At 69.0% G+C, this 21,585-nt stretch carries 24 protein-coding genes; 6 read left to right on the top strand and 18 right to left on the bottom strand.

Going from position 1 to position 21,585, the window contains the following annotated elements; genetic code table 11:
• Nucleotides 1-32: 32 nt before the first annotated feature.
• From O3I_RS06660 to O3I_RS06630, 7 genes are all read right to left on the bottom strand, one after another.
• Nucleotides 33-1,598: a hypothetical protein gene (locus O3I_RS06660; protein WP_014982131.1), complete on the bottom strand. Its 1,566-nt coding sequence runs from the start codon at nt 1,596-1,598 to the stop codon at nt 33-35.
• Nucleotides 1,583-2,350 (bottom strand): ABC transporter ATP-binding protein, encoded by a 768-nt coding sequence (locus O3I_RS06655; protein WP_014982130.1) that lies wholly within the window; start codon nt 2,348-2,350, stop codon nt 1,583-1,585. Before O3I_RS06655 ends, O3I_RS06660 begins: the two co-directional genes overlap by 16 nt.
• A 67-nt stretch (nt 2,351-2,417) precedes the next feature.
• A complete protein-coding gene (locus O3I_RS06650) occupies nt 2,418-3,623 on the bottom strand; it encodes an FAD-dependent monooxygenase (RefSeq protein ID WP_014982129.1) in 1,206 nt (401 codons plus the stop codon).
• A 180-nt stretch (nt 3,624-3,803) separates the two neighbouring features.
• Complete coding sequence (locus tag O3I_RS06645) at nt 3,804-4,457, bottom strand: PadR family transcriptional regulator (protein ID WP_014982128.1); 654 nt, start codon at nt 4,455-4,457, stop codon at nt 3,804-3,806.
• A gap of 83 nt (nt 4,458-4,540) precedes the next feature.
• On the bottom strand, nt 4,541-6,571 hold the full coding sequence (locus tag O3I_RS06640) for an MDR family MFS transporter (RefSeq protein ID WP_237748260.1): 2,031 nt from the start codon (nt 6,569-6,571) through the stop codon (nt 4,541-4,543).
• Between the two features lie 90 nt (nt 6,572-6,661).
• Complete coding sequence (locus O3I_RS06635) at nt 6,662-7,612, bottom strand: sigma-70 family RNA polymerase sigma factor (protein ID WP_014982126.1); 951 nt, start codon at nt 7,610-7,612, stop codon at nt 6,662-6,664.
• A 147-nt stretch (nt 7,613-7,759) separates the two neighbouring features.
• Nucleotides 7,760-7,972 (bottom strand): hypothetical protein, encoded by a 213-nt coding sequence (locus O3I_RS06630; RefSeq protein ID WP_014982125.1) that lies wholly within the window; start codon nt 7,970-7,972, stop codon nt 7,760-7,762.
• 173 nt (nt 7,973-8,145) lie between these two features.
• Here O3I_RS06630 and O3I_RS06625 point away from each other — a divergent pair, with 173 nt between their 5' ends.
• The gene (locus O3I_RS06625; RefSeq protein WP_014982124.1) at nt 8,146-8,781 is read left to right on the top strand and encodes a TetR/AcrR family transcriptional regulator; all 636 of its coding nucleotides are present in this window, start codon (nt 8,146-8,148) and stop codon (nt 8,779-8,781) included.
• On the opposite strand, the gene O3I_RS06620 is transcribed toward O3I_RS06625, so the two are convergent.
• Nucleotides 8,766-9,410: a TetR/AcrR family transcriptional regulator gene (locus O3I_RS06620; protein WP_014982123.1), complete on the bottom strand. Its 645-nt coding sequence runs from the start codon at nt 9,408-9,410 to the stop codon at nt 8,766-8,768. The genes O3I_RS06625 and O3I_RS06620 overlap by 16 nt on opposite strands.
• Nucleotides 9,411-9,594: 184 nt before the next feature.
• Here O3I_RS06620 and O3I_RS06615 point away from each other — a divergent pair, with 184 nt between their 5' ends.
• The 4 genes from O3I_RS06615 (at nt 9,595) to O3I_RS06600 (ending at nt 13,088) form a co-directional block, all read left to right on the top strand.
• Entirely contained in the window at nt 9,595-10,977 is a 1,383-nt protein-coding gene (locus O3I_RS06615) for a lipase family protein (protein ID WP_014982122.1), read from the top strand.
• 146 nt (nt 10,978-11,123) lie between these two features.
• Entirely contained in the window at nt 11,124-11,999 is an 876-nt protein-coding gene (locus O3I_RS06610; protein ID WP_014982121.1) for an oxidoreductase, read from the top strand.
• An 88-nt stretch (nt 12,000-12,087) separates the two neighbouring features.
• On the top strand, nt 12,088-12,537 hold the full coding sequence (locus tag O3I_RS06605; RefSeq protein ID WP_041562450.1) for a glucitol operon activator: 450 nt from the start codon (nt 12,088-12,090) through the stop codon (nt 12,535-12,537).
• Nucleotides 12,538-12,719: 182 nt separating this feature from the next.
• Nucleotides 12,720-13,088, top strand: coding sequence for a DUF3817 domain-containing protein (locus tag O3I_RS06600; RefSeq protein WP_041563453.1), 369 nt, complete (start codon nt 12,720-12,722; stop codon nt 13,086-13,088).
• Between the two features lie 3 nt (nt 13,089-13,091).
• On the opposite strand, the gene O3I_RS06595 is transcribed toward O3I_RS06600, so the two are convergent.
• From O3I_RS06595 to clpS, 10 genes are all read right to left on the bottom strand, one after another.
• Nucleotides 13,092-13,700 carry a non-canonical purine NTP pyrophosphatase gene (locus tag O3I_RS06595; protein WP_014982118.1) on the bottom strand — a complete coding sequence of 203 codons (609 nt, stop codon included), beginning with the start codon at nt 13,698-13,700 and terminating at the stop codon, nt 13,092-13,094.
• Nucleotides 13,700-14,470 (bottom strand): ribonuclease PH, encoded by a 771-nt coding sequence (rph, locus tag O3I_RS06590; protein WP_014982117.1) that lies wholly within the window; start codon nt 14,468-14,470, stop codon nt 13,700-13,702. The genes O3I_RS06595 and rph overlap by 1 nt, the downstream gene beginning before the upstream one ends.
• 129 nt (nt 14,471-14,599) lie before the next feature.
• Entirely contained in the window at nt 14,600-15,364 is a 765-nt protein-coding gene (locus O3I_RS06585) for a cyclic nucleotide-degrading phosphodiesterase (RefSeq protein WP_081593905.1), read from the bottom strand.
• Between the two features lie 69 nt (nt 15,365-15,433).
• Nucleotides 15,434-16,159 carry a rhomboid family intramembrane serine protease gene (locus tag O3I_RS06580; protein WP_014982115.1) on the bottom strand — a complete coding sequence of 242 codons (726 nt, stop codon included), beginning with the start codon at nt 16,157-16,159 and terminating at the stop codon, nt 15,434-15,436.
• A 79-nt stretch (nt 16,160-16,238) separates the two neighbouring features.
• Nucleotides 16,239-17,201 (bottom strand): PLP-dependent cysteine synthase family protein, encoded by a 963-nt coding sequence (locus O3I_RS06575; RefSeq protein WP_014982114.1) that lies wholly within the window; start codon nt 17,199-17,201, stop codon nt 16,239-16,241.
• Between the two features lie 8 nt (nt 17,202-17,209).
• Complete coding sequence (locus O3I_RS06570; protein WP_014982113.1) at nt 17,210-17,482, bottom strand: MoaD/ThiS family protein; 273 nt, start codon at nt 17,480-17,482, stop codon at nt 17,210-17,212.
• Between the two features lie 33 nt (nt 17,483-17,515).
• Nucleotides 17,516-17,938 carry a Mov34/MPN/PAD-1 family protein gene (locus O3I_RS06565; RefSeq protein WP_014982112.1) on the bottom strand — a complete coding sequence of 141 codons (423 nt, stop codon included), beginning with the start codon at nt 17,936-17,938 and terminating at the stop codon, nt 17,516-17,518.
• A 128-nt stretch (nt 17,939-18,066) separates the two neighbouring features.
• Nucleotides 18,067-19,134, bottom strand: coding sequence for a P1 family peptidase (locus O3I_RS06560; protein WP_014982111.1), 1,068 nt, complete (start codon nt 19,132-19,134; stop codon nt 18,067-18,069).
• 31 nt (nt 19,135-19,165) lie between these two features.
• On the bottom strand, nt 19,166-19,735 hold the full coding sequence (locus O3I_RS06555; RefSeq protein WP_014982110.1) for a DUF2017 domain-containing protein: 570 nt from the start codon (nt 19,733-19,735) through the stop codon (nt 19,166-19,168).
• Between the two features lie 22 nt (nt 19,736-19,757).
• Nucleotides 19,758-20,108, bottom strand: a complete 351-nt coding sequence (gene clpS / locus O3I_RS06550) for an ATP-dependent Clp protease adapter ClpS (RefSeq protein ID WP_014982109.1) — start codon at nt 20,106-20,108, stop codon at nt 19,758-19,760.
• A 94-nt stretch (nt 20,109-20,202) separates the two neighbouring features.
• Between clpS and O3I_RS06545 the strand changes: the two genes are divergently transcribed.
• Entirely contained in the window at nt 20,203-21,555 is a 1,353-nt protein-coding gene (locus tag O3I_RS06545; protein ID WP_014982108.1) for a nicotinate phosphoribosyltransferase, read from the top strand.
• Nucleotides 21,556-21,585 lie beyond the last annotated feature (30 nt).

Here is a 21,585-nt window from a genome sequence, read left to right as displayed (position 1 = left end):
CACCGCCGCGTTCCGGCCTGCGCGAGGGTCCGTCAGCGGGGACGGAGCGTGGTGAGCAGTTCCGGACCGCGGGTGGTCAGGCGGTGTTCGGCGATGCGGGCACCGAAGAAGATCGCGGCGAGGCCGGTCGCGATGCCGACGGGGACCGCGAGCCATTCCACCGGTTTCACTTCGGTGAGATAGCCGATGACCAGGACGGCCAGGACCGGCAGCAGGGCGACGAACTGGCCGAAGATCATGGCCACTTGGACGAGCATCTTGGCGCAACCAGGATTGCCGGAACCGGAGAACGGGTTACCTGTCCGGGGCGGCAGCGGGTACGGCGCGAGCACGGACAGGACGAGGGCCGAGCAGACGCCGACACCGAGCGCGGCCGCGTACAGCGACAGCACCCACGGATAGACGCCCCAGCGTCCGAGGGCACCGGGCAGGACGAGGGCGAGCAGCAGCGTCGGCACGCCGATCACGATGAGCAGCGCGAGCAACCTCCCGCGCACGTCGGCCCGCGCCGCACCGGGCGTGATCAGGGTTTGCCACAGCGCGGTGCCGTCGTAGCCGTAGAGGTTGGCGCCGGCCAGCGCGGCGAACGCGGCGGAGGTGACGCCGACGAACGGTACGCCGCCGGCACCGCTGCCCTGCAGCGCGGGAAACACCGGCATCAGCACGCCGACCACCAGCACCGGCAGCAGGGTGGCGCGCCGTCGGCTGTCGCGGGACCAGGCGCGCAGTTCCTTCACGAGCACCGCGCCGACGGGTCCGCCCTGACGGACCCGGCCGAGCAGCCCACCGCCCGCCGACCCGCCGACCGAGTTCATCGGCGCGGCGAGCCGCCGCGCGAGCAGCACCGACCACGCCTGCCACAGGCCGAGCGAGACCAGTACGAGGCCGAGCAACGGCAGCGTCGCGCGCACCCAATTCCCTTGGGCCGCACCCTCGACCGCCGTCGCGGCCCAGCCGGACGGCAGCAGGCGCACCGTGTCGGCCACCGCGGGCGGCACGTCGCGTAACGCGCCGACATGGGACAGCAGCCAGCTCATCGGGTAGTAGGCCAGCCCGAGCAGTCCCGCGACGAGCACGCCGAGGTCTTTGCCGCGCCGGGACCGCATCGCGGCCCCGACCCAGGCGAGCACCACCCGGGACAGCAGCACGACGAACACGAGGTGCAGCACCACCCCGAACACCGCGACCACCGTTGCCGCGACCCCGGTTCGGGCCGCGAGCAGCACGAGGCCGCTGAACGCGACCAGGTTCAGCACCGGCGCGGGCCCGGCGAACGCGGCGGCGAGCAGGCCGGTGGCCAGCTGCCGATGCCTGAGCGGCAGCAGGCGCAGATGCTCCGGTTGCACCGTCTCGTCGCTGCTGCCGAACAACACCGGCCCGCACAGCCAGCCGAGCGTCCATACTCCGAAAAGTGTTGCCGCGATGGTGATCCCGCGGTCGATCTCGCCACCACGGACCGCGAACCCGATCAGAGCCGCGGTGATGACCGCGAAGCAGAGTCCGAGCACGATACCGATGACGAAGGTGACGCCCTGCCAGCCGTTGGTCAGCGAACGCTTGGTGAGCAGCAGCCGCAACCGGATCAGGACGCCAGCCACGACAGCCCGTCCGCTCCCCCGACCCGGCCGCCGACCAGCCGGACAAAGGTCTCTTCCAACGTATGCTGTCCGCGCACCTCGTCCAGCGTGCCCGCGGCGACCACCCTTCCCCCGGTGATCACCGCGACGCGGTCGCACATGTTCTCCACCAGCGCCATCACGTGACTCGACAGCACCACCGAGCCGCCTGCCCCGACGAAGCGTTGCAGGATCGTGCGAATCGTGCTCGCCGACACCGGATCCACCGCTTCGAACGGCTCGTCGAGCACCAGCAGCTTCGGCCCGTGCAGCAGCGCGGTGGCCAGCCCGATCTTCTTGCGCATACCCGCGGAGTAGTCGACGACGAGAGTGCCTTCGGCGCCGGTCAATTCGAACACCGAGAGCAGTTCGTCGGTGCGCTCGGCGACGATGCGCTCCGGCATGCCGCGCAGAAGGCCGGTGTAGGTGAGCAATTCGCGCCCGGTGAGCCGTTCGGGCAGCGCGAGCCCGTCCGGCAGCACACCGGCCAGGGTTTTCGCGCGCACCGGGTCGCCCCAGACGTCGGCCCCGAAGATCTCGGCCCGCCCGCCGTCGGGCCGCAACAGCCCGCAGGCCATCGACAGCGTCGTCGTCTTGCCCGCCCCGTTGGGGCCGACCAGGCCGAAGAATGAACCGGGCGGCACCACGAGGCTCACGTTGTCGACCACCCAGGGGCCGCCGAAGCGTTTGCACAGGCCGGCCAGGTGTAATGCGGGCTGATGGTCAGGTTGCACAGGTCCCCCAGGGTCGTTTCGGTGGCTTCCCAGGGTACGGACCACCAGCCCGCGCGGTTCGAACCGATCAGGCCGCGGCGGCGAGTTCCCGCTGCACCGGCGCGTCCCAGTCGATCCGGTACCGGAAGTTCAGCCCCTGGGTCTTCTCCGGGTTCATCACGGTCCTGACCATGATCGGCATGAGCAGGTTCATGATCTTGCGCCCCACCGGCCCCGGTGTCTTGCTGTGGTTGATCTTCGCCGCGGCGGCCGTGATCCGCTCGACACGCTCCCGGCGCAATTCCTCGTAGGCGACGAAAGCGGCTTTGGGCGTGGGCAAGTCGCGCAGGCAACGAGCCAACTGGACGGCGCTCTCGATGGCCAGCGACGCGCCCTGCCCCGAGCTGTTGGACGGCGCGTGCACCGAATCGCCGACCAGCACCATGCGGCCGCGCGACCAGTGCGGCACCGGCGGCATGATGTGCAGCGCCCCGGTGATCTCCAACTGTTCCTCGGTGGTGTTGCGCGCGAGTTCACCGCCGGGCGTGTCGTCACCGTAGACGTCGCGCAGGATGCCGAGCCAGTGCGCCGCCGGCAGCGCACGCGCCTCGGTGAGCGACATGTACTGCTTGCTCGGCAGATTGACGCCCCACATCACGCGACCGTCCGGTGTCTTCCCGTACAGGTAGTAGGCCCGCTTGCCGAACGCGAAGGTCATTGTGTCGGGCGCGATGTCGGCGCTGCATTCGGTGACCGCGCCGAACCCGAGCATGCCGGTGTAGTCGGGCCCAGGCGCGTTCGGATCGATCAGGCCGCGAACCGTGGAGCGGATGCCATCCGCACCGATCAGCACATCGGCGGTGGCGGTGCTGCCGTCGGTGAAGCGGGCGGTGATACCGGACTCGTCCTCGACGACGTCGACCAGACGCTTGTTGTATTCGAAAGGAACGCCCGCTTCGACCGCGTGATCGTGCAGGACGCGGTGCAACTCGCTGCGGTCCACCACGTGCAGCGCCATGCCGGGAATCCCGGGCACGGTGTAGAGCTTGCCGCCGACCGAGAGGCTCTGCCCGGTGACGGGGTAGGCGATGGCGCGGACGGCATCGCCTACCCCGATGATGTCCAGTGCGGCAATGCCGTTCGGCGCGAGTGCGAGGCCGCTGCCGATGTTGTAGGACGGGCCGGGATAGGCCTCGTAGACGCGGGCGTCGATGCCGGCTTTGCGCAGCGCGGTCGCGGTGACCGGTCCGGCGATGCCGCCGCCGATGACCAGTGCGGTTCGTGTTTCGGACATGGATGTCTCCAGGATTGTGTCGCGGATTTTCGAATCCCCGAACCGACCCGTGCACCACGCACCCGGTTATCCTGTGGTTGCCAGCCTTGTAGCCGGGTGCGCGCATGCGAGCGCGGTTCGAGACTGTTCAATCGGGCTCGGCGGCGGTGTTGCCGCACCCCGCCGAGCTCGGTCTCGGAATCAGATCTGCCAGTCCAGCTTCTCCTTCACTGCGGCGATGGCGTCGGCGGCGGAAAAGCCGCCCGCGTGGATCTGCCGCCACCAGTCCACGCCGTCGAAGGTGCCGTCCCGGATTTCGTCGCGGAACGAACGCGCCCATGCGACTTCGGCTTCCAGCATCGCGACGCCGTATTCCGTCTCGATGGTGAACAACCGGGGCAACTCGCTCGTTGCGAGCTTGTCGAGTTCGCCGCGCACGACATCGATGGCGCGATCGAGCGCTTCGATGCGTTTGCCGAGCAACTCGACCACCTCGTCAGGGGGCAGCACCGAGAGCACGGACAGACCCGCGACGAACCGGTGCTGCTCGGGCTCCGGCTCGGCGACCAATTCCCTGGTCCAGTCGGTGAGTTCGGTGCGGCCCGGCTCGGTGATGCGGTAGATCACCCGTTCCGGTCGAGCGCCGTCGCGCTCGCTGCCGACGATCTCCAGGAAGCCGGCCTTCTCCAGGCTCTGCACGACCGTGTAGAGCGAGCCCCACTTGATCGCCATGTCCTGGTCTTTGCCGTGTTCCCGCAGGGTCTGCGCGATCTCGTAGCGGTGCATCGGCCGCTCCATCATCACCGAGAGCACCGCGAGCGCGAGCAGGTTGTTCACCTTGCGCTTCGTGGCCATCGCACCTCCTTACTCGTCTACGAATATACGTGTACGAGCATTAGCCCGGCAAGGGGATGTCCCCCGCCACTTTCGACGGTGGTTCAGGCGCGCGTGTGCTCGTGCTCGGCCGCCTCCTGCTCGAGCAGTTTGCCCGCGAGGTTGTCCAACGCCTGATCGAACAGCACGCGATCGGCGGGGTCGTCGTTGTTCCAGTCGACCAGCCGGGTGTCGAGCCAGCGGCGCCAAGCCGCTTTGAGCCGGTTCAGCTCGGCCTGTCCGTTCTCGGTCAGTCGCAGTTCACGACCGTCGTCCACGAGATAGCCGCGCTCGGCCACCTTGCGATAGATCGGCTCGAGCACGTCGTCGGGGAGTTTGTGCGCCCGTGCGATCACGTCCAGCGAGGCCGTGCCCCCGGCGCGATCACGCAGATAGACCTGGCCGAGCGCCCATGCCTCACCGCGACTCAGCGTGCTGCCCGCGTCCGCGAGAATCCGCGGCCCGATCGGCCGGTCCTCGTCCTTGCGCAGGGTGCCCGCGATCGCGCGTTCCAGCTGCACCACGCGGTCGGCCGAATCCGGCACCGAAAAGCCTTCGCCCACATCGCCCGCACTCACCCGGGCACTGTCGCGCAGCGGCACCTCTTTGAGGAACCAGGCGACGACGAAACCGACCAGCGCGACCGGCACCACCCACACGAAGACGTGATCGATGGTGTCGGCGTAGGCATCGATGATCGGCGCCGCCACGTCTTTCGGAACCGCTTGCAGCGACTGCGGATTCGCGGCCACCTCAGGTGGGACCACCTTGGCCTCGAGCAGCGCCGCGCGCAGGTTCGGGCCGATCTCGTTGCTGTACAGGGTGCCGAAAATGGCTGTGCCGAAGGTACTTCCGAGAGTGCGGAAGAAGGTGACACCGGAGGTGGCGGTGCCGAGCTGGGCGTACGGGACGGTGTTCTGCACGACGATGGTGAGCACCTGCATGGTCAGGCCGATGCCCAGGCCGAGCACCATCATGTACAGCGACTCTTCCCAGATGCCGGTGTCGCGGCCCATGGTCGACATCAGATACAGCCCGAGCGCCATCACCAGCGTGCCGACGATCGGGAAGTACCGATAGTGCCCGGTCTTGCCGACCACCTGGCCGGACAGGATCGAGGTCACCAGCAGGCCGGCCACCAGCGGCAACGAGCGCACGCCGGACATGGTGGCCGAAACCCCGTCCACGTATTGCAGATACGCGGGCAGATAGGTGATCGACCCGAGCATGGCGAAGCCGCAGATGAAACTCAGGATCGAGCACACGGTGAAGACCCGGCTGCGGAACAATCCCATGGGCAGCATCGGTTCCTTCGCCCGCAGCTCGACGGCCACGAACGCCGCGAACAGCACCGCCGAGGCGACGAACAAGCCGAGGATGGTCGGCGAGCCCCACGGGTACTCCTGCCCGCCCCACTCCAAGCCGAGGATCAGCGTGGAAACCGCCACGGCGACAAGGCCGATGCCCGCGTAGTCGATGATCGGCTTGACGGCGGCGCGCACCCGCGGGATGGTGCGCGCCGACATCGCGATCATGATGATCGCGACCGGCACGTTGACGTAGAAGCACCAGCGCCAGCTCGCGTGATCGGTGAACAACCCGCCGAGGGTCGGGCCGATCACCGTGGTGACGCCGAACACCGCGCCCAGCGCGCCCTGATACTTGCCACGCTGGCGCAGCGGGATGGTGTCGGCGATCAGCGCCATCGCGGTGACCATCAGCCCGCCGCCGCCGAAACCCTGGATACCGCGGGCCACGATCAGCATCGTCATCCCGTTGGCCAGGCCCGCGATCATCGAGCCCGCGATGAAGATCAGCGCACTGAGCTGGAAGATCAGTTTGCGTCCGAACAGGTCGCCGAGTTTGCCCGCCAGCGCGGTAGCCACCGCCTCGGCGAGCAGATAGGCCGTGACCACCCAGGCCATGTGCCCGGCTTCGCCGAGGTCGGCGACGATCGTCGGCAGCGCCGTCGAGACGATCGTCTGATCCAGTGCCGCCAGCAGCATGCCGAGCACAATCGTGGCGAACACGAGGTTGATCTTCGCCCGGCTCATCGGCTCGGGGGTTTTCTCGGCGACAGCGACTGCACCGGTCATTGCCTCAGTATGGGGCGAGACGCCGCTGCTGTCCGTCCAGCGACACGGCAGCGACGCCCGGCGAACCAAGTCCGCCGGGCGTGCCGGGGCTCAGCCGAGCAGTCCCTCCAGCGCCCGCGCGCGGGTCGTCTGCCGCAGCTTGGCCAGGCCCTTCGCCTCGATCTGCCGGGCCCGCTCGCGGGATACCCCGTAGACCTTGCCGATCTCGTCGAGCGACTTCGGATCGCCGCCGTTCAGGCCGAAACGCAGGGCGAGCACCTCGGCTTCGCGCCCGGCCAGCCCGGCGAGCACTTTGTCGAGGTGACCGCGGACCGATGTGGCCAACGCCACCTCGGCCGGGTCCGGCGCGGTGTCCGCGATCAGTTCACCGAACTCGCCCGCGTCGTCGCCCAGCGGAGTGTGCAGCGAAATCGGCTCGCGCGCATGGTCGAGCACCTCGCGCACCTTGTCCTCGGTCAGGTCCAGTTCGGCCGCGAGTTCCGCCGCGGTGGCGGCGCGCCCTAGCTGCTGGGTCAGCGCGCGCTGGGCTCGCGTCACCCGGTTGAGTACCTCGACGACGTGCACCGGAATCCGGATCGTGCGGCCCTGGTCGGCCAGCGCACGGCCGATGCCCTGCTTGATCCACCAGGTCGCGTAGGTGGAGAACTTGAGCCCGCGATGGTGATCGAACTTCTCCACCGCGCGCATCATGCCGAGGGTGCCCTCCTGCACCAGGTCGAGCAGGGACAGGCCGGCGGGCAGCGGGTAGCGCTTGGCGATGGACACGACCAGGCGCAGATTCGCCTCGACCATGTGGTCCTTGGCCCGCTGCCCCTCGGCCACGCGGCGCTGCAACGCGCGGCGTTGCGCGACGTCGAGTTCGTCCTCTTCGGCCAGGCGCTGTGCGGCTTGCACGCCCGCCTCGATGCGGGTGGCCAGCTCGACCTCCTGCGTCGCGGTGAGCAGCGGGGTGCGGCCGATGAGCCGCAGGTAGTCCTTGATCGGGTCCTCGGAGACGGTGCCGCCGAACGGAGCGGGGCGAGCGGTGCAGTACGTGGTCACGGTGGGTCCTTCCGAGGGAGCGGTGCCTGGTCGGCGGAGCGTTCCGCCTCAATGCGAACGCCGGAATCGAGTCGAGACTTCCCGGCGGAGGACTCGATTCCGGCGTTCACGTGGCGAGATGGGTCGGGCCGGCGGTACTGCTGACAGTCAGCCGCGACCGGGAATACGCAGCGGACGCTGCGGGGCCGCGCGGAAGGCGCTGCGGTGCCGCGGCTGTCCGCCCGTCCGGTCGAGGCGAGCCGCGCCGGGGAACCCGTTGGCGTGCTGCCTCTTTCGCGTCTTGCCCGGGGCCGCCTCGGTCGGCGCGAAGCGACGGAGGACGGCGTCGATGGTGGTCTGCGCGGTGGTCTTGTCGGCCATGGTGGCTGTTCCCTTTCGGTCGATGGTGGTGCTGGTACGGGCCGGGGTCGCTACGACAAGTCCGTGGTTCAAAGCGGTGGCGCTCCTTCGTTCTCGTTGACGAGCACAAAGTTAGAACAGACCTAAAAATATGTCAAGCATAAATTTTGGTCGGTATCAGTTATGGTGTCTGCATGACCACAGAGCAGATGGGCCTTCGCGACCGGAAAAAGCTACAGACCAGGGAGAACATCTCCGATCAGGCGACCAGGCTGTTCCTCGAGCACGGCTTCGACAAGGTCACGATCGCCGACGTCGCGGCCGCCGCACAGGTCGCCAAGATGACGGTCACCAACTACTTCCCGCGCAAGGAGGACCTCGCCCTCGACCTGCGCGACGTGTTCGTCGACCAACTCGCCCGCGTCGTCCGCGAGCGCGAGCCGGGCCAATCCGCACTGGCGGCCCTGCGCGCCGCCTATCTGACGGCGGCGACCGAGCAGGACCCGGTGGCGGGCTTCTCCGGCCCCGAGTTCGCCGGCATGATCGCGGACAGCCCGGCACTGCTGGCTCGGCTCCGCGAATTCCACGACGACCGGCAGCAGGCGCTCGCCGACACCTTGGCGGCCGAAACCGGTACAGCCGCAACGGATATCACGCCCCGGGTGGCGGCGGCCCAGCTGGGCGGGGTACACCGGGTGCTGTTCGACGAGACCATGCGGCGCACCCTCGCAGGGGAGTCCAACGACCGAATAGCCGCGGCACTCGTCGAATACATCGGCATCGCGTTCGACGCGCTCACGCCGTCACTCGCGGACTACGCGGTGCGCTGACCCGGCACTTCCAGCATGGCCAGCGCCATCGGCACCAGCACGTCCACCAGTTCGCCGACCGGGGGGCGCGGGTCGGCGAGCACCCACTCGTGCGCGAGACCGTTGATCGCGCCGATGAGCGCGCTTGCGCCCCAAGCGGTCCCGCCGCGAATACGAGCGCCCGGGGCCACTCGCGGCACGACCGCGGCCTCGAGCAACTCGGCCCATGCGTGCCGCCGTTCCCGGCGGTGCCGCTCCATCCGGTCGCTGACGCCGACCACCTCGATGAAGGCGACCTTGGCACGGTACGGATCGGAGCCGATCGAACCCAGGTAGGCCGAGACCACCGCGTTCAACGCGGCGGTCAGATCGGCGCCCGGATCGAGTTCGGCCAGGGCCGGGAGCAGCGCCACGGCGGCCTCGTCCTGAATCCGGTCGTAGGCGGCGACCAGCACGTCTTCCCGAGTCTGGAACTCCTCGTAGAACTGCCGCTTGGACAGCGCCGCCGCGGTGCAGACGTCGGCCAGCGAGCAGTTCGCATAGCCGCGCTCGGCGAATATCCGCGTCGCCGCATCGAGGAAGCGCTGACGCCGTTCCGCCTTGCGCTCCGTGACGGCGCGTCCGCCGTACTGCCTACCCACGATGGTCACCCTGCCACCGTATCCGAGCGCGCACCGGACCAGCGGTGACCAGCGCGGGGAAGGTCTCATCACGCGCTGGTTGTGATCCGGGTCATGACTGTGCATACTCGACACCATTCTGAAACCAATCGGGATCACATATGGCTCCGAGCAACAAAGAGGTTGGTCTGTGGTTACTCCGCGCACGCGCACGATGAAGTTGGTCGCGGCCCTCGCCGTGCTGGCGGCCGGGCTGCCGATCGCCCTCGCCGGGCAGGTCGCCGCCGAACCGGGCACTCCCCCGGTCGCGCCCGCCCTGCCGTTCCCGATCCCGCCGATGCCGCCCGGTTTCGATCCCGCCTTCTATCGCCCGGCCCCGGACAAGTTCGCCGATCTCGCGCCCGGTCAGCTCATCGCGGCCCGGCAAGTGCACGTGGCGAATCTGTCGCTCATCCCGGTCAACGTGGATGCCTGGCAGCTGTCGTACCGCTCGACCAACACCCGCGGCGAACCCATCGCCGCGGTGGCCACCGTGCTGAAGCCGCGCGGCTACGTGGCCGACCGGCCGCTGTTCTCGTACCAGATCGCGGAGGACTCCACCGGCAACTACTGCATGCCGTCCTACCAGTTGCAGATGGGTTCCATCCCGGCGACGATCACCGGATCGGTGCTGGTCGCCGCCCAGTTCCTGGAGGTGCAGGCGGCCCTGGCACAGGGCTGGGCAGTGGTCGTCCCGGACCACCAGGGGCCAGATTCCGCCTATGCCGCAGGGCCTTTGGCGGGTCGCATCACCCTCGACGGCATCCGCGCGGCGGAGCACTTCGACCCGATGCAGTTGTCCGGCACCGCGACCCGGGTCGGCTTGATGGGCTACTCCGGCGGCGCCATCGCCACCGGTCACGCCGCCGAACTGAAGCAGAGCTACGCACCCGAACTCAACGTCGTCGGCGTGGCCGAGGGCGGCATCCCCGCCGACCTGTCGGCCGCGCTGCAGATGGCCAACGGCAACCTGTCCGCCGGGCTGATCTTCGCCGGCGCGCTCGGCGTCTCCCGCGAATACCCGGAGCTGCGCGATTTCCTGGACGAGAACATGAACGGCCTCGGCAAGCTGATGATGGCGGCCAAGGAACAGCTCTGCGCGAGCTACCAGTCGATCTTCTTCCCGTTCGCGAACAACATCGGCATGCTCGCCAAGAATCCGTTCACCGATCCGAAGGTGACCGCGGTGCTGGACAAGACCAAAATGGGTAAGGCCGTCCCGGACATGCCGATGCTCATGTACCAGGCCAACCCGGACTGGTTGATCCCGGTGGGACCGGTCAACGACCTCGTCGACTACTACGCTCAGGACCCGAATGCGCGCGTCGAATACGTCCGCGACCACTTCAGCGAGCACCTGACGCTCGATCCGATCGCCGCGCCCCGCGCCCTGCTGTGGCTGGCCGACCGGTTCGCGGGCAAGCCGGTGGCGACCGGTGTGCACACCACCGATGTCGGTTCGATGATGCTCGACCAAGCCACCTGGCAGGTGTGGGGCGAGACGGTCGGCACGGTGCTGGCGGCCGCGTTCCAGCAACCGATCGGCAGCGGTCGCTGAACCCCGTTAGCTGCCACTGAAGTGCCTGTTAGCAGGTACTGAACCTGGACCGGAAAGTGACCGGGATCACTTCCTGTCTGAGACACTCGATGTACGATCCGGGCGATTCTCTTCCCTCGGAACTTACTCGAGAGTAAGGTTAGCTCATGGCGTGGAAACCTACTGAAATCCCGGATCAGACCGGGCGCACCTTCGTGATCACCGGGGCGAACGGCGGGTTGGGCGCCGTGACCACCGAAGTCCTCGCGAGCAAAGGCGCGACCGTCGTCATGGCCTGCCGCAACGCGGCCAAGGCCAAGGAGGTCGCCGACGGCATCGCCGGTGACGTGCGCGTCGCCGAACTCGACCTGTCCGACCTGTCCTCGGTGCGCGAGTTCGCCGGCCGGCAGGGCGAGTTCGACGTGCTGATCAACAACGCCGGCCTGATGAACGTCCCGTTCTCGCGCACCAAGGACGGTTTCGAAACCCAGTGGGGTGTCAATCATCTCGGACACTTCGCGCTGACCGGCCTGCTACTGGACCGGATCGGCGACCGGGTGGTCACGCTGGCGAGCATCGCGCACAAGCAGACGCCGAAGCTGTGGGTCGACGACCTCAATTACGAGCACCGTCGCTACCAGCGCAACCTCGCCTACGCGCAGGCCAAGCTGTCGAACCTGATGTTCGCGCGGGAACTGCAACGCCGCCTCGCCGAATCCGGTTCGGGCAAACGCTCCTACGGGGTGCACCCCGGGGTTTCCGCCACCGAACTGTTCGCCAGGACCGAAACGCCGATCGACCGGATCATCAAACCGTTCGTCGCGCTGATCGGCCACCCGCCGAAGAAGGCCGCGCACTCGACGCTGTTCGCCGCCACCATGCCCGACGCCGACCCCGAGGTCTACTGGGGCCCGCGCCGGTTCTTCCAGACCCAGGGCCCGGTGGAATCCTCGCCGTCCACCCGGCTGTCCAAGAACAAGGATCTCTGGCAGCAGCTCTGGACCGAATCCGAGCGACTGACCGGCGTCACCTACAAGTTCTGAGCTCGACCGGCTCGCCCACCGGCCGGTGGGCGAGTCCTGGCCGAACCTGTCCTACGTACCGTGTAGTAGACCGGGTACCGTAGTAGCCGTGTCCGCTTCACCCCGCCGCTCGGCACACAATCGCCCGGCCCTCATCGTGCTGGTGATCGTCGCCGCACTGGGCTGCCTCGCGCTGGCCTGGTGGCAGTGGCAGCGGTTCGAATCGAGCAGCGGCACCGGCCAGAACCTCGGCTACGCGTTGCAGTGGCCGCTGTTCGCGGCGTTCGCGGTGTTCGCCTACTTCCGGTTCGTCCGGTTGGAACAGGAGGCCGAGGAGCACGGCGAGTCCGGCGACGCCCCCGGGGCCACCCCGAAACCCGTTGCGCCGCGCGAGATTCCGGCCGGAATCCTGCCGGAGCGGCCGCAGGCGGTACGCGACGAGGACCCGGTGCTCGCTGAATACAACCGGTACCTGGCCGAATTGCACGCTCGAGACATCGATGATCAGGTCCGCGAGGCGGGCCTGGGCGCCCGCGAAACCGAGAGGAAAGCCGGTTGACCACCAGCGAGAACTTCACCGAGGGCGGTTCGGGCTCGGCTGAGCAGACCCACCTGTCGCAGACGCCGGACAGCGCCGAGGCGAGCGCGAGCGACTCGGCCGCGCATTCGGCCGCAGACCGCACCGCGGCCTCGGCAGACCGCGCGGTCGCCTCGACGACCGACGGCACGCTGGCCACCGCGCTGCGCGGCGGCAAGGCGCCGCAGGAACAAGCCGCCGCGCCCGCCGCCGGCTCGGCGAATACCGAGAAGATCCGGGCCGCGCTGCTGCGCTACCGCACCCTGGCCTGGGTCACCGGCCTCTGGCTGCTGCTGCTCACCGGCGAGATGATCGCCAAGTACGGCTTCGACGTGCACACCCCGAGCTGGATCGCCGTCGTGCACGGCTGGGTGTACTTCGTCTACCTGCTGGTCACCGCCGACCTCGCGGTCAAGGTGCGCTGGCCGGTGCTGCGCACCGTCGGCACGCTGCTCGCCGGCACCATCCCGCTGCTGTCCTTCTTCGTCGAGCACGTCAACGCGAAGAAGGTCAAGCAGGACTTCGGCGTCTGACGCTCAGTCGGCGAGTTCGGTGAGCGCGGGCAGGAGTTGGGTCAGCGCGCGGCCGCGGTGCGAGGCCGCGTCCTTCTGCGCGGGCGTCAACTGCGCCGCGGAAGTGTCGCCACCGTCCGGGAAGAACAGCGGATCGTAGCCGAAACCGCCCTCGCCCAGCGGTTTCCGGCCGACCGTGCCCGGCCATTCGCCGCGGACCACGAGTTCCGCGCCGTCCGGCACGACCAGCGCGCAGGTGGAGACGAACCGGGCGCCGCGGCGCTCGTCCGGCACATCACCGAGCTGTGCCAGCAGCAGCGCGTTGTTGGCCGCGTCGTCGCCGTGCTTACCCGCCCAGCGCGCCGAGAGCACACCGGGCATGCCGTTGAGCGCGTCCACCTCGATCCCGGAATCGTCTGCGACACAAGCCAATCCGGTGGCCGCGGCACCGTCGCGTGCCTTGGCCAGCGCGTTCTCCTCGAACGTCGCGCCGGTCTCGGGCGCCTCGTCGTAGGCGGGGACATCGTCGAGCCCGACGATCTCGATGCCCGCGATCCCCGCCTCGGCGAGGATGCGGCGCAGTTCGTTCAGCTTCTTGGCATTACGGCTTGCGACCAGCACGCGACGCGTCATTACTTCTTCTTCGACTCGGACGGCTCCGGCAGCACGCCGGGGTACGGCAGGGCCAGCGCCTCTTTCTGGATGGCGAACAGTCGCTCGCAACCGGCGAGCGCGGAGTCGAGCAGCTTGTCCAGGGTGGAGCGCGGGAAGGTGGCGCCCTCGCCGGTGCCCTGGATCTCGACCAGGGTGCCGGTGTCGGTGGCGACCACGTTCATGTCGACCTCGGCGCGCGAATCCTCTTCGTAGGGCAGGTCGAGTCGCACCCGGCCGTCCACCACGCCGACGCTCACGGCGGCGATCGCGCAGGAGATCGGCTGCGGGTCGGCCAGACCGCCCGCGGCACCCAGGTAGGTGACCGCGTCGGACAGCGCGACATACGCACCGGTGATCGCGGCGGTCCTGGTGCCGCCGTCGGCCTGGAGCACGTCGCAGTCGATCGCGATGGTGTTCTCCCCGATCGCGGCCAGGTCGATGCAGGCCCGCAGCGAACGACCGACCAACCGGCTGATCTCCTGGGTGCGGCCACCGACGCGGCCCTTCACCGATTCACGGCCGCTGCGGGTGTGCGTCGCGGCGGGCAGCATCGCGTATTCGGCGGTGAGCCAACCGAGTCCGGAGTCGCGCCGCCACGGCGGCACCCCCTCGGTGACGCTGGCCGTGCACATCACCCGCGTCTGCCCGAACTCCACCAGCACCGAGCCCGCCGGATGGGTGGTGAACCCCCGGGTGATCCGTACCTCGCGGAGTTCGTCGTCCGCCCTGCCATCGGCTCGTCTAGACACGCGGACAGCCTAAGGGGTGGGGGGTGGAGCCGGCGGGGTGGGGCTCGGAGGGGGTCGGCAGGAGGCGGAGCCGACGGGGTGGGTGAATACGGGGGTTGGCAGGAGGCGGAGCCGACGGGGTGGGTGAGCTCAGATATCGAAGGTCTCGCCGGGCGCGACCGCGTGCACCGGTCCGGTGAACTGTGCCTTGGCTTCCGCGATCACGTCTTCCCGCGAGGTCCACGGCGGGATGTGGGTGAGCAGCAACTCTTTCACGCCGGCCTCGGCCGCGATCTGGCCGGCCTCGGTGCCCGAAAGATGAATGCCGGGTGGCCGATTCGCGGGATCGTGGGTCCAGGACGCCTCGGCCATCAGGATGTCGGCGCCGCGTGCGAGTTCACGCACCGACTCGCACATCGCGGTGTCGCCGGTGTAGACGAACGTGCGCCCGGCGGCGGTGACGATCCGCAGACCGTAGGACTCCGGCGGATGGAACATCCGGAACGCCGACACCGTGTGCCCCGGCCCGAATTCCACTGTCTCCTCGACGTTCCACGGACGGTGGTCGATCACGTCGGACCAGTCGTCGCATTCGCCGCCGACCTCGGCCGAGGCGTTGCCGATCCGCAACGCGCTGTCCGACGGTCCGCGCACGATGGCGCGGCCGACCGGGGGTGTCGGGTGGTAGCGCCGCCAGACCAGCAGCCCGGGCAGATCCAGGCAGTGGTCGGCATGCAGATGGGTGAGAAAGATGTCGACCTCACCGGGGTCGGCGTAGCGCTGCAACGCGCCGAGCACGCCGGGCCCGAAATCGATCACCACCGGCCGCATATCCGGGCCGGTCAGCAAATACCCCGACGCTGGGGAGTCCGGGCCGGACACACTGCCCGAGCACCCGAGGACGGTTAGGCGCATTCCCCCATGCTGCCACGACGATTCTGCGCTCAAGAAACTATCCCCCACATTTCTCGAAGGGCCGCACGCTCACCGTGGCGACGCAATGATTCCCTGCTGATCCCCGCGACGACTTCGACGTGCATCACCAGAGAGTACCCAGCCGGCGAGCAATCCACCCACCGCCCCGAAAAGATGGCCCTGCCAAGAGATTCCGGGCTGACCGGGCAATACTCCCCACAGCACCGACCCGTAGAGCGCCAGCACCGCCAGCCCGAGCACGATCTGCCCGACGTTGCGGGCGAACCAGCCGCGCGAGATCAGGAATGTCAACCAGCCGAACACCAGCACCGACGCGCCCAGGTGCACGGAGCCGGTCGCGCCGGTCAGCCAGGTGCCGGCGCCGGCCACGACCCAGATGATCGCGGTGGCGGCCAGGCCGCGCCCGATGCCCGCGCACAACGCCAGAAATCCGAGCAGGAGCACCGGCAGGGTGTTGCCGACCAGATGCGGCCAGCCATTGTGCAGCAGCGGCGCGAACACGATCCCCCACAGCCCGTCGGCGTCGCGGGGATGGATTCCGGCATTGTCGAGCTGGTTGTTGTCGAGGGTGTCGACGCCCTCGATGCCGTACAGCAGCGCGACGAATCCGGCGATCAGCACGCCGGCGCGCAACCACAGCTGCCGCAGCACCGCGAAATTGCCGGCTCTGGCAGGCGTGCCCGGAACCCCGGGCGCCGCGGCACCCGGCTTGGCAAGCTGCGCGCGGATCTGCGCTATCCGATCCGGATCGAACGACGAACCGACGCCGGTCATCGGCACCTCCTCGGGACGCGGGCGACGGCCCGCTCCTTCGAGGGTACCGACCGGCGCCGCGCGCTACCGAGGGAGTGGTTCAGGCCCAGAGCTGCCCGTCGAGGCGTTCCTCGGCCTCTTCCAGCGTGCCGTCGTACGCGCCGGTCGACAGGTACTTCCAGCCGCCGTCGGCCACCACGAACGCGATATCGGCGCGGGTGCCCGCCTTCGCCGCCTTCCGGGCGACTCCGAGGGCGGCGTGCAGGATCGCACCGGTCGAGATGCCCGCGAAAATGCCTTCCTCCGAGACCAGTTCGCGGGTGCGTTTCACCGCGTCGAACGGGCCCACCGAGAAGCGGGTGGTCAGCACCGATTCGTCGTACAGCTCCGGGATGAAGCCCTCGTCGATGTTGCGCAGCCCGTAGACCAGCTCGCCGTAGCGCGGCTCGGCGGCGACGATCTCGATGCTCGGCACCTTCTCGCGCAGGAATCGGCCGGTGCCCATGAGCGTGCCCGTGGTGCCGAGGCCCGCGACGAAGTGGGTGATCTCGGGCAGGTCGGCCAGGATCTCCGGGCCGGTGGTCTCGTAGTGCGCCAGCGCGTTGGCCGGGTTGCCGTACTGGTAGAGCATCACCCAGTCGGGGTGCTCGGCCGCGATCTGCTTGGCCCGCGCCACCGCCTGATTCGAGCCGCCGGCGGCCGGCGAGTCGATGATCTGCGCGCCGAACATGGTGAGCAGCTGCCGCCGCTCCACCGAGGTGTTCTCCGGCATCACACAGACCAGCTGATAGCCCTTGAGCTTGGCGGCCATCGCCAGCGAGATGCCGGTATTGCCGCTGGTGGGTTCCAGAATGGTGCAGCCGGGCCGCAACCGTCCGTCCCGTTCGGCCTGCTCGATCATCCGCAGGGCGGGCCGGTCCTTGATGGAACCGGTGGGATTGCGGTCCTCCAGCTTGGCCCAGAGCCGCACGTGATGCTCCCCGTCCCACTGCGGGGACAGCGTGCGCAGCCCGACCAGCGGGGTGTTGCCGAGCGTCGCGATCAGCGATTCGTAGCGCGCCACGGTGTCGGTCAGCCTCCGGCGACGGCGGGCAGGATGGTCACGCTCGCGTCGGCGGGCACCTCGGCCGCGAGGCCGCCCGCGAAACGCACGTCCTCGTCGTCGACGTAGATGTTGACGTAGCGGTTCAGCTTGCCGTCCTTGAGCAGTCGCTCGGCGAGCCCGGGGTGGTTCGCGTCGAGGTCATCGATCAACGCGGACAGGGTCGCGCCCTGCGCCTGCACGCGCTTCTCGCCTCCGGTGAGGCCACGCATGATGGTCGGGATGGACACGGTTACCGGCATGAGAACTCCTCGGTTTCACGAACAGGCATCGGTTCAGACGGATTCGTAGGCGTCGACGACGCGCACCGGTTCCTCGGTGACCTCGCCGTCGACGATGCGGTAGCTGCGCAGCTCGTGCTGTTCCGGATCACGGGTGGAGATCAGCACATAGTGGGCGTAGGGCTCGGACGCGTAGGACACATCGGTGCGGCTCGGGTAGGCCTCGGTGGCGGTGTGCGAGTGGTAGATCACCACCGGCGTCTCGTCGGCGTCGTCCATGGCGCGCCAGACGCGCAACTGCTCGCCGGAATCGAAACGGTAGAAGGTCGGCGAACGCTCCGCGTTGATCATGGCGACGAACCGCTCCGGCCGGTCCGAGCCCTCCGGTCCGGCGATGACGCCGCAGGCCTCGTCCGGGTGGTCGGCGCGCGCGTGCGCCACCATCGCCGCTACGAGGTCGGCCCTGATCACCAGCACGAGTCAAACCTTTCCGCTGTGCCGACCCATCGCAGTCGACAACCAGTCACAATATTCGGCTATTCCCCGCGACCGGTCGGCCGGTCGGGTTCGGCCGCTCGGCGCCGGTGCGCCCGGGGTGTGCGGAATCAGCGCGCGGACGGGAAGAGATCGCGATACGCGGGCACGCCCGCGACCGAGGTCGCGCACAGAATGGCGTCCACGATGGCCCGCTCCACGCAGAGCGCGGCCGCGGTGCCGAGCTGGTCGATGAGCTGCACATCCGGCGGGAACGCGGGCGGCAGCGCGATGCCCTCCGGCGGCACCCAGGTGCCGGTGGCCAGCGCGAAGAGCGTGTCGCCGTCGAACGGCGAGTGCGCGGGCCGGACCGCGCGGGCCAGACCGTCGTGCGCGACCACGGCCAGACGTTTGCAGGCGGTGGGACCCAGGGGTGCGTCGGTGGCCACCACGCCGATGGTCGTGTTGAGCGCCATCCGCTTGCCCGGCAGCGCGTTCGCCCGCGCCACCTCGTCGTCGGTGCCGGGCCGCAGGCCGAAGAACTCCGGGCCGTCGGTGCCCACGCCCCACGGCAGTCCGGTGCGCGGATCGATCACCGAGCCCGCGCAATTGGCGACGACGAGCGCGGACACCGTCGCACCCGCCGCGGCGCCACCGCCGATCACCACGCTCGCGGTGCCGATACCGCCCTTGATCGAACCGGCACGCGCGCCGACGCCCGCGCCCACGGTGCCCCGCTCGAATTCGAGCGCCGCGGCCGCCGCGGCCCGGTAGCCGAAGTCGGCGGTGGGCCGAATGTCCCACGCGCCCACCGGAAGATCGAAGATCACCGCGCCCGGCACGATCGGGACCACCCGGCTCGCGTCGGTCGGATCCATCGGAATGCCCTGGCCCTGCTCCTCCAGCCAGCGCATCACACCGTCGGCGGCGGCGAGCCCGTAGGCGCTGCCGCCGCTGAGCAGGATCGCGTTGGCCTGCCGGACCGTGTTGGACGGATCGAGCAGATCGGTCTCGCGGGTGCCCGGTCCGGCGCCGCGCACATCGACGGCGGCGACCGCGCCGTTCGGCGCGTAGACGACGGTGGTGCCGGTCGCGGCACCCGTGCCGAGGGTGGCGTCCGCGTCGATGACGTGCTGCTGCCCGACGAGCAGACCCGCCACGTCGGTCAGCGAATTCCGTTTGCCGGCTTGCGCATTCATACGTCAGCTCCTGCTCGGGGGTGGGGCGGACTCAGGGCGCGAGCGCCTGCAGCAACGAGTCCTGCATCCAGGTGAGCCAGTGGTAGACGTCCAGGTGCGGTGCGCGCGGATCGTCGGGGCTCAGATGATCGGGGGTGTCCGCGTCGATGCCCAGCACCGTGCCCAGGGCCAGCCGGACATCGGTCAGCGCGGTCAGCCACGCGTCGGCCTGCTCGGGGGTCAGCACGATCTTGCCGCCCGCGCTGGGCAGCGTTTCCAGGATCACCGAACCCGCGGCCAGCTTGGCGTCGATGATCTCTGGCTCGTGCAGGCCCCGCAGCGCGCTGTTCAGGTCGGCGCGATCGGCGTCGGGCGAACCGGGCTCGGGCCGATGGAAATCCGGCAGCAGCCGGCGCAACCGGGGATCCTCCGGTGCAACGGTGTTACCCGTGCGCAGGCCGGTCAACGCGGCGAGGTCGTCCTCCGGCGCGGCATCGGCTCGTTCGGTCAACAATCCGGACACCGCACCGACCAGCGACCGCAGCACGTTGGCCTCGCGTGCGTCCATTTCGGATCGCAGTTTGAGACCGCTCAGCGAGTTCTTCCTGCTCCACTTCCGCACGGCGTCAGGGTAGTCGTCCTGGTCAGTCGTCCCGCTGCATGGTCGCCCAGAGACCGGCGGCGTGCAGCCGTTGGACATCGTGTTCCATCTTGTCCCGGGAACCGGAGGAAACCACCGCTTTGCCCTCGTTGTGCACCAGGAGCATCAGCTCGGTCGCCTTCGCTTTGCTGTAGCCGAAAAGCTTTTGAAAGATGTAGGCGACATAGTGCATGAGGTTGACCGGGTCGTCCCAGACCACAGTGACCCACGGGCGATCTTCCGCCTCCAAGATCTCGGTGTATTCGACCGCCTCCGGGGTCGCCTGTGCCGCCGACAGTGTCGCGTCCACGGCGTCCACCACGACGCCGCCTCGGACTATGTTGCACAAGGCCATAACGTCAAGGGTACGACTCGACTCCGAATGAGCAACACCCCGATCTGCCCGGATTCGCGCATTTTCCAGGTCACCGGGCAAGCACCGACCTATGATGCGCGGCCGCGCTGTCTACAGTGGCTGCGTGGACATCCGCGATGGCGTCACCAGCACCGCCCTGCTGACCGACCAGTACGAACTGACCATGCTCGCGGCCGCGCTGGCCGACGGGTCGGCGCATCGCCGCTGCACCTTCGAGGTGTTCGCGCGCCGGCTCCCGCACGGTCGCCGCTACGGCGTGGTCGCGGGCACCGCACGGGTGCTCGACGCGCTGGCGCACTTCCATTTCGGCGAAGCCGAACTGGCCGTCATCGCGCGCTTCCTGCCCGCCGAAACCGTGGACTGGCTGCGCGCGTACCGCTTCACCGGCGAGATCGACGGTTATGCCGAAGGTGAGCTGTATTTCCCCGGCTCCCCTATCCTTTCGGTGCGCGGCACCTTTGCCGAATGTGTCGTGCTGGAGACGCTGATCCTGTCGATCCTCAACCACGACAGCGCGATCGCGTCCGCGGCCGCGCGGATGGTCAGCGCGTCCGGCGGACGGCGGATGATCGAGATGGGCTCGCGCCGCACACACGAACTCGCCGCCCCGGACAGCTCGCGGGCGGCGTATCTCGCGGGCTTCGACGCCACCTCCAATCTGGAGGCGGTGCGGCGCTACGGCGTGCCCGGCGCGGGCACCAGCGCGCACGCGTTCACCCTGCTGCACACCGGCCTGGCCGGCGGCAGCGGCGAACACGAGGCGGCGGCGTTCCGCAGTCAGGTCGCCGCCCTCGGCATCGGCACGACACTGCTGGTCGACACCTACGACATCACCCGCGGCGTGGCCACCGCCATCGAGGTGGCCGGGCCCGAACTCGGTGGCGTCCGGATCGACTCCGGCGATCTCGGCGTGCTGGCCAGGCAGGTACGCGATCAGCTCGACGGTCTCGGCGCGACCAAGACCCGGATCGTAGTGTCCGGGGATCTGGACGAATACGCGATCGCCGCGCTGCGCGCCGAACCGGTCGACGTCTACGGTGTCGGCACCTCGCTGGTCACCGGATCGGGCGCGCCGACCGCGGGCATGGTCTACAAGCTGGTCGAGGTCGAGGGCGTGCCGGTCGCCAAGCGCAGTAGCCACAAGGAGTCGCGCGGCGGCACCAAGCGGGCGATCCGGCTGTCCCGGCCGACCGGCACGATCGTCGAGGAGATCGTGTATCCAGCCGATGGACCGGTGCCGTCGGCGAACGGCTTCGAGGCCAGGGAGCTGCTCGTCCCGCTGGTGCGCGAGGGCAAGCCGGTGACGGACCTGCCGACCCTCTCGGACAGCCGGGACCAGGTGGCCCGCGGCCTGATCAGCCTGCCGTGGGAGGGGTTGAAGCTTTCCGCGGGCGAGCCCGCGATCCCGACCAGCTTCCCGAGCTGAGCCGGCCACCTCGTTCGATTCGGTGTGCGC

Origin of the sequence: Nocardia brasiliensis ATCC 700358, assembly GCF_000250675.2 — a bacterium.
Classification (GTDB): Bacteria; Actinomycetota; Actinomycetes; order Mycobacteriales; family Mycobacteriaceae; genus Nocardia; species Nocardia brasiliensis_B.
This window is presented reverse-complemented; position numbering and strand designations above follow the sequence as displayed.

Coding starts and splice junctions, on each gene's coding strand:
- O3I_RS06650 (WP_014982129.1), bottom strand. CDS start 3,623: ATGTCCGAAACACGAACCGCACTGGTCATCGGCGGCGGCATCGCCGGA.
- O3I_RS06645 (WP_014982128.1), bottom strand. CDS start 4,457: ATGGCCACGAAGCGCAAGGTGAACAACCTGCTCGCGCTCGCGGTGCTC.
- O3I_RS06640 (WP_237748260.1), bottom strand. CDS start 6,571: ATGACCGGTGCAGTCGCTGTCGCCGAGAAAACCCCCGAGCCGATGAGC.
- O3I_RS06630 (WP_014982125.1), bottom strand. CDS start 7,972: ATGGCCGACAAGACCACCGCGCAGACCACCATCGACGCCGTCCTCCGT.
- O3I_RS06625 (WP_014982124.1), top strand. CDS start 8,146: ATGACCACAGAGCAGATGGGCCTTCGCGACCGGAAAAAGCTACAGACC.
- O3I_RS06615 (WP_014982122.1), top strand. CDS start 9,595: ATGAAGTTGGTCGCGGCCCTCGCCGTGCTGGCGGCCGGGCTGCCGATC.
- O3I_RS06610 (WP_014982121.1), top strand. CDS start 11,124: ATGGCGTGGAAACCTACTGAAATCCCGGATCAGACCGGGCGCACCTTC.
- O3I_RS06595 (WP_014982118.1), bottom strand. CDS start 13,700: ATGACGCGTCGCGTGCTGGTCGCAAGCCGTAATGCCAAGAAGCTGAAC.
- O3I_RS06585 (WP_081593905.1), bottom strand. CDS start 15,364: ATGCGCCTAACCGTCCTCGGGTGCTCGGGCAGTGTGTCCGGCCCGGAC.
- O3I_RS06580 (WP_014982115.1), bottom strand. CDS start 16,159: ATGACCGGCGTCGGTTCGTCGTTCGATCCGGATCGGATAGCGCAGATC.
- O3I_RS06570 (WP_014982113.1), bottom strand. CDS start 17,482: ATGCCGGTAACCGTGTCCATCCCGACCATCATGCGTGGCCTCACCGGA.
- O3I_RS06560 (WP_014982111.1), bottom strand. CDS start 19,134: ATGAATGCGCAAGCCGGCAAACGGAATTCGCTGACCGACGTGGCGGGT.
- clpS (WP_014982109.1), bottom strand. CDS start 20,108: ATGGCCTTGTGCAACATAGTCCGAGGCGGCGTCGTGGTGGACGCCGTG.
- O3I_RS06545 (WP_014982108.1), top strand. CDS start 20,203: ATGCGCGGCCGCGCTGTCTACAGTGGCTGCGTGGACATCCGCGATGGC.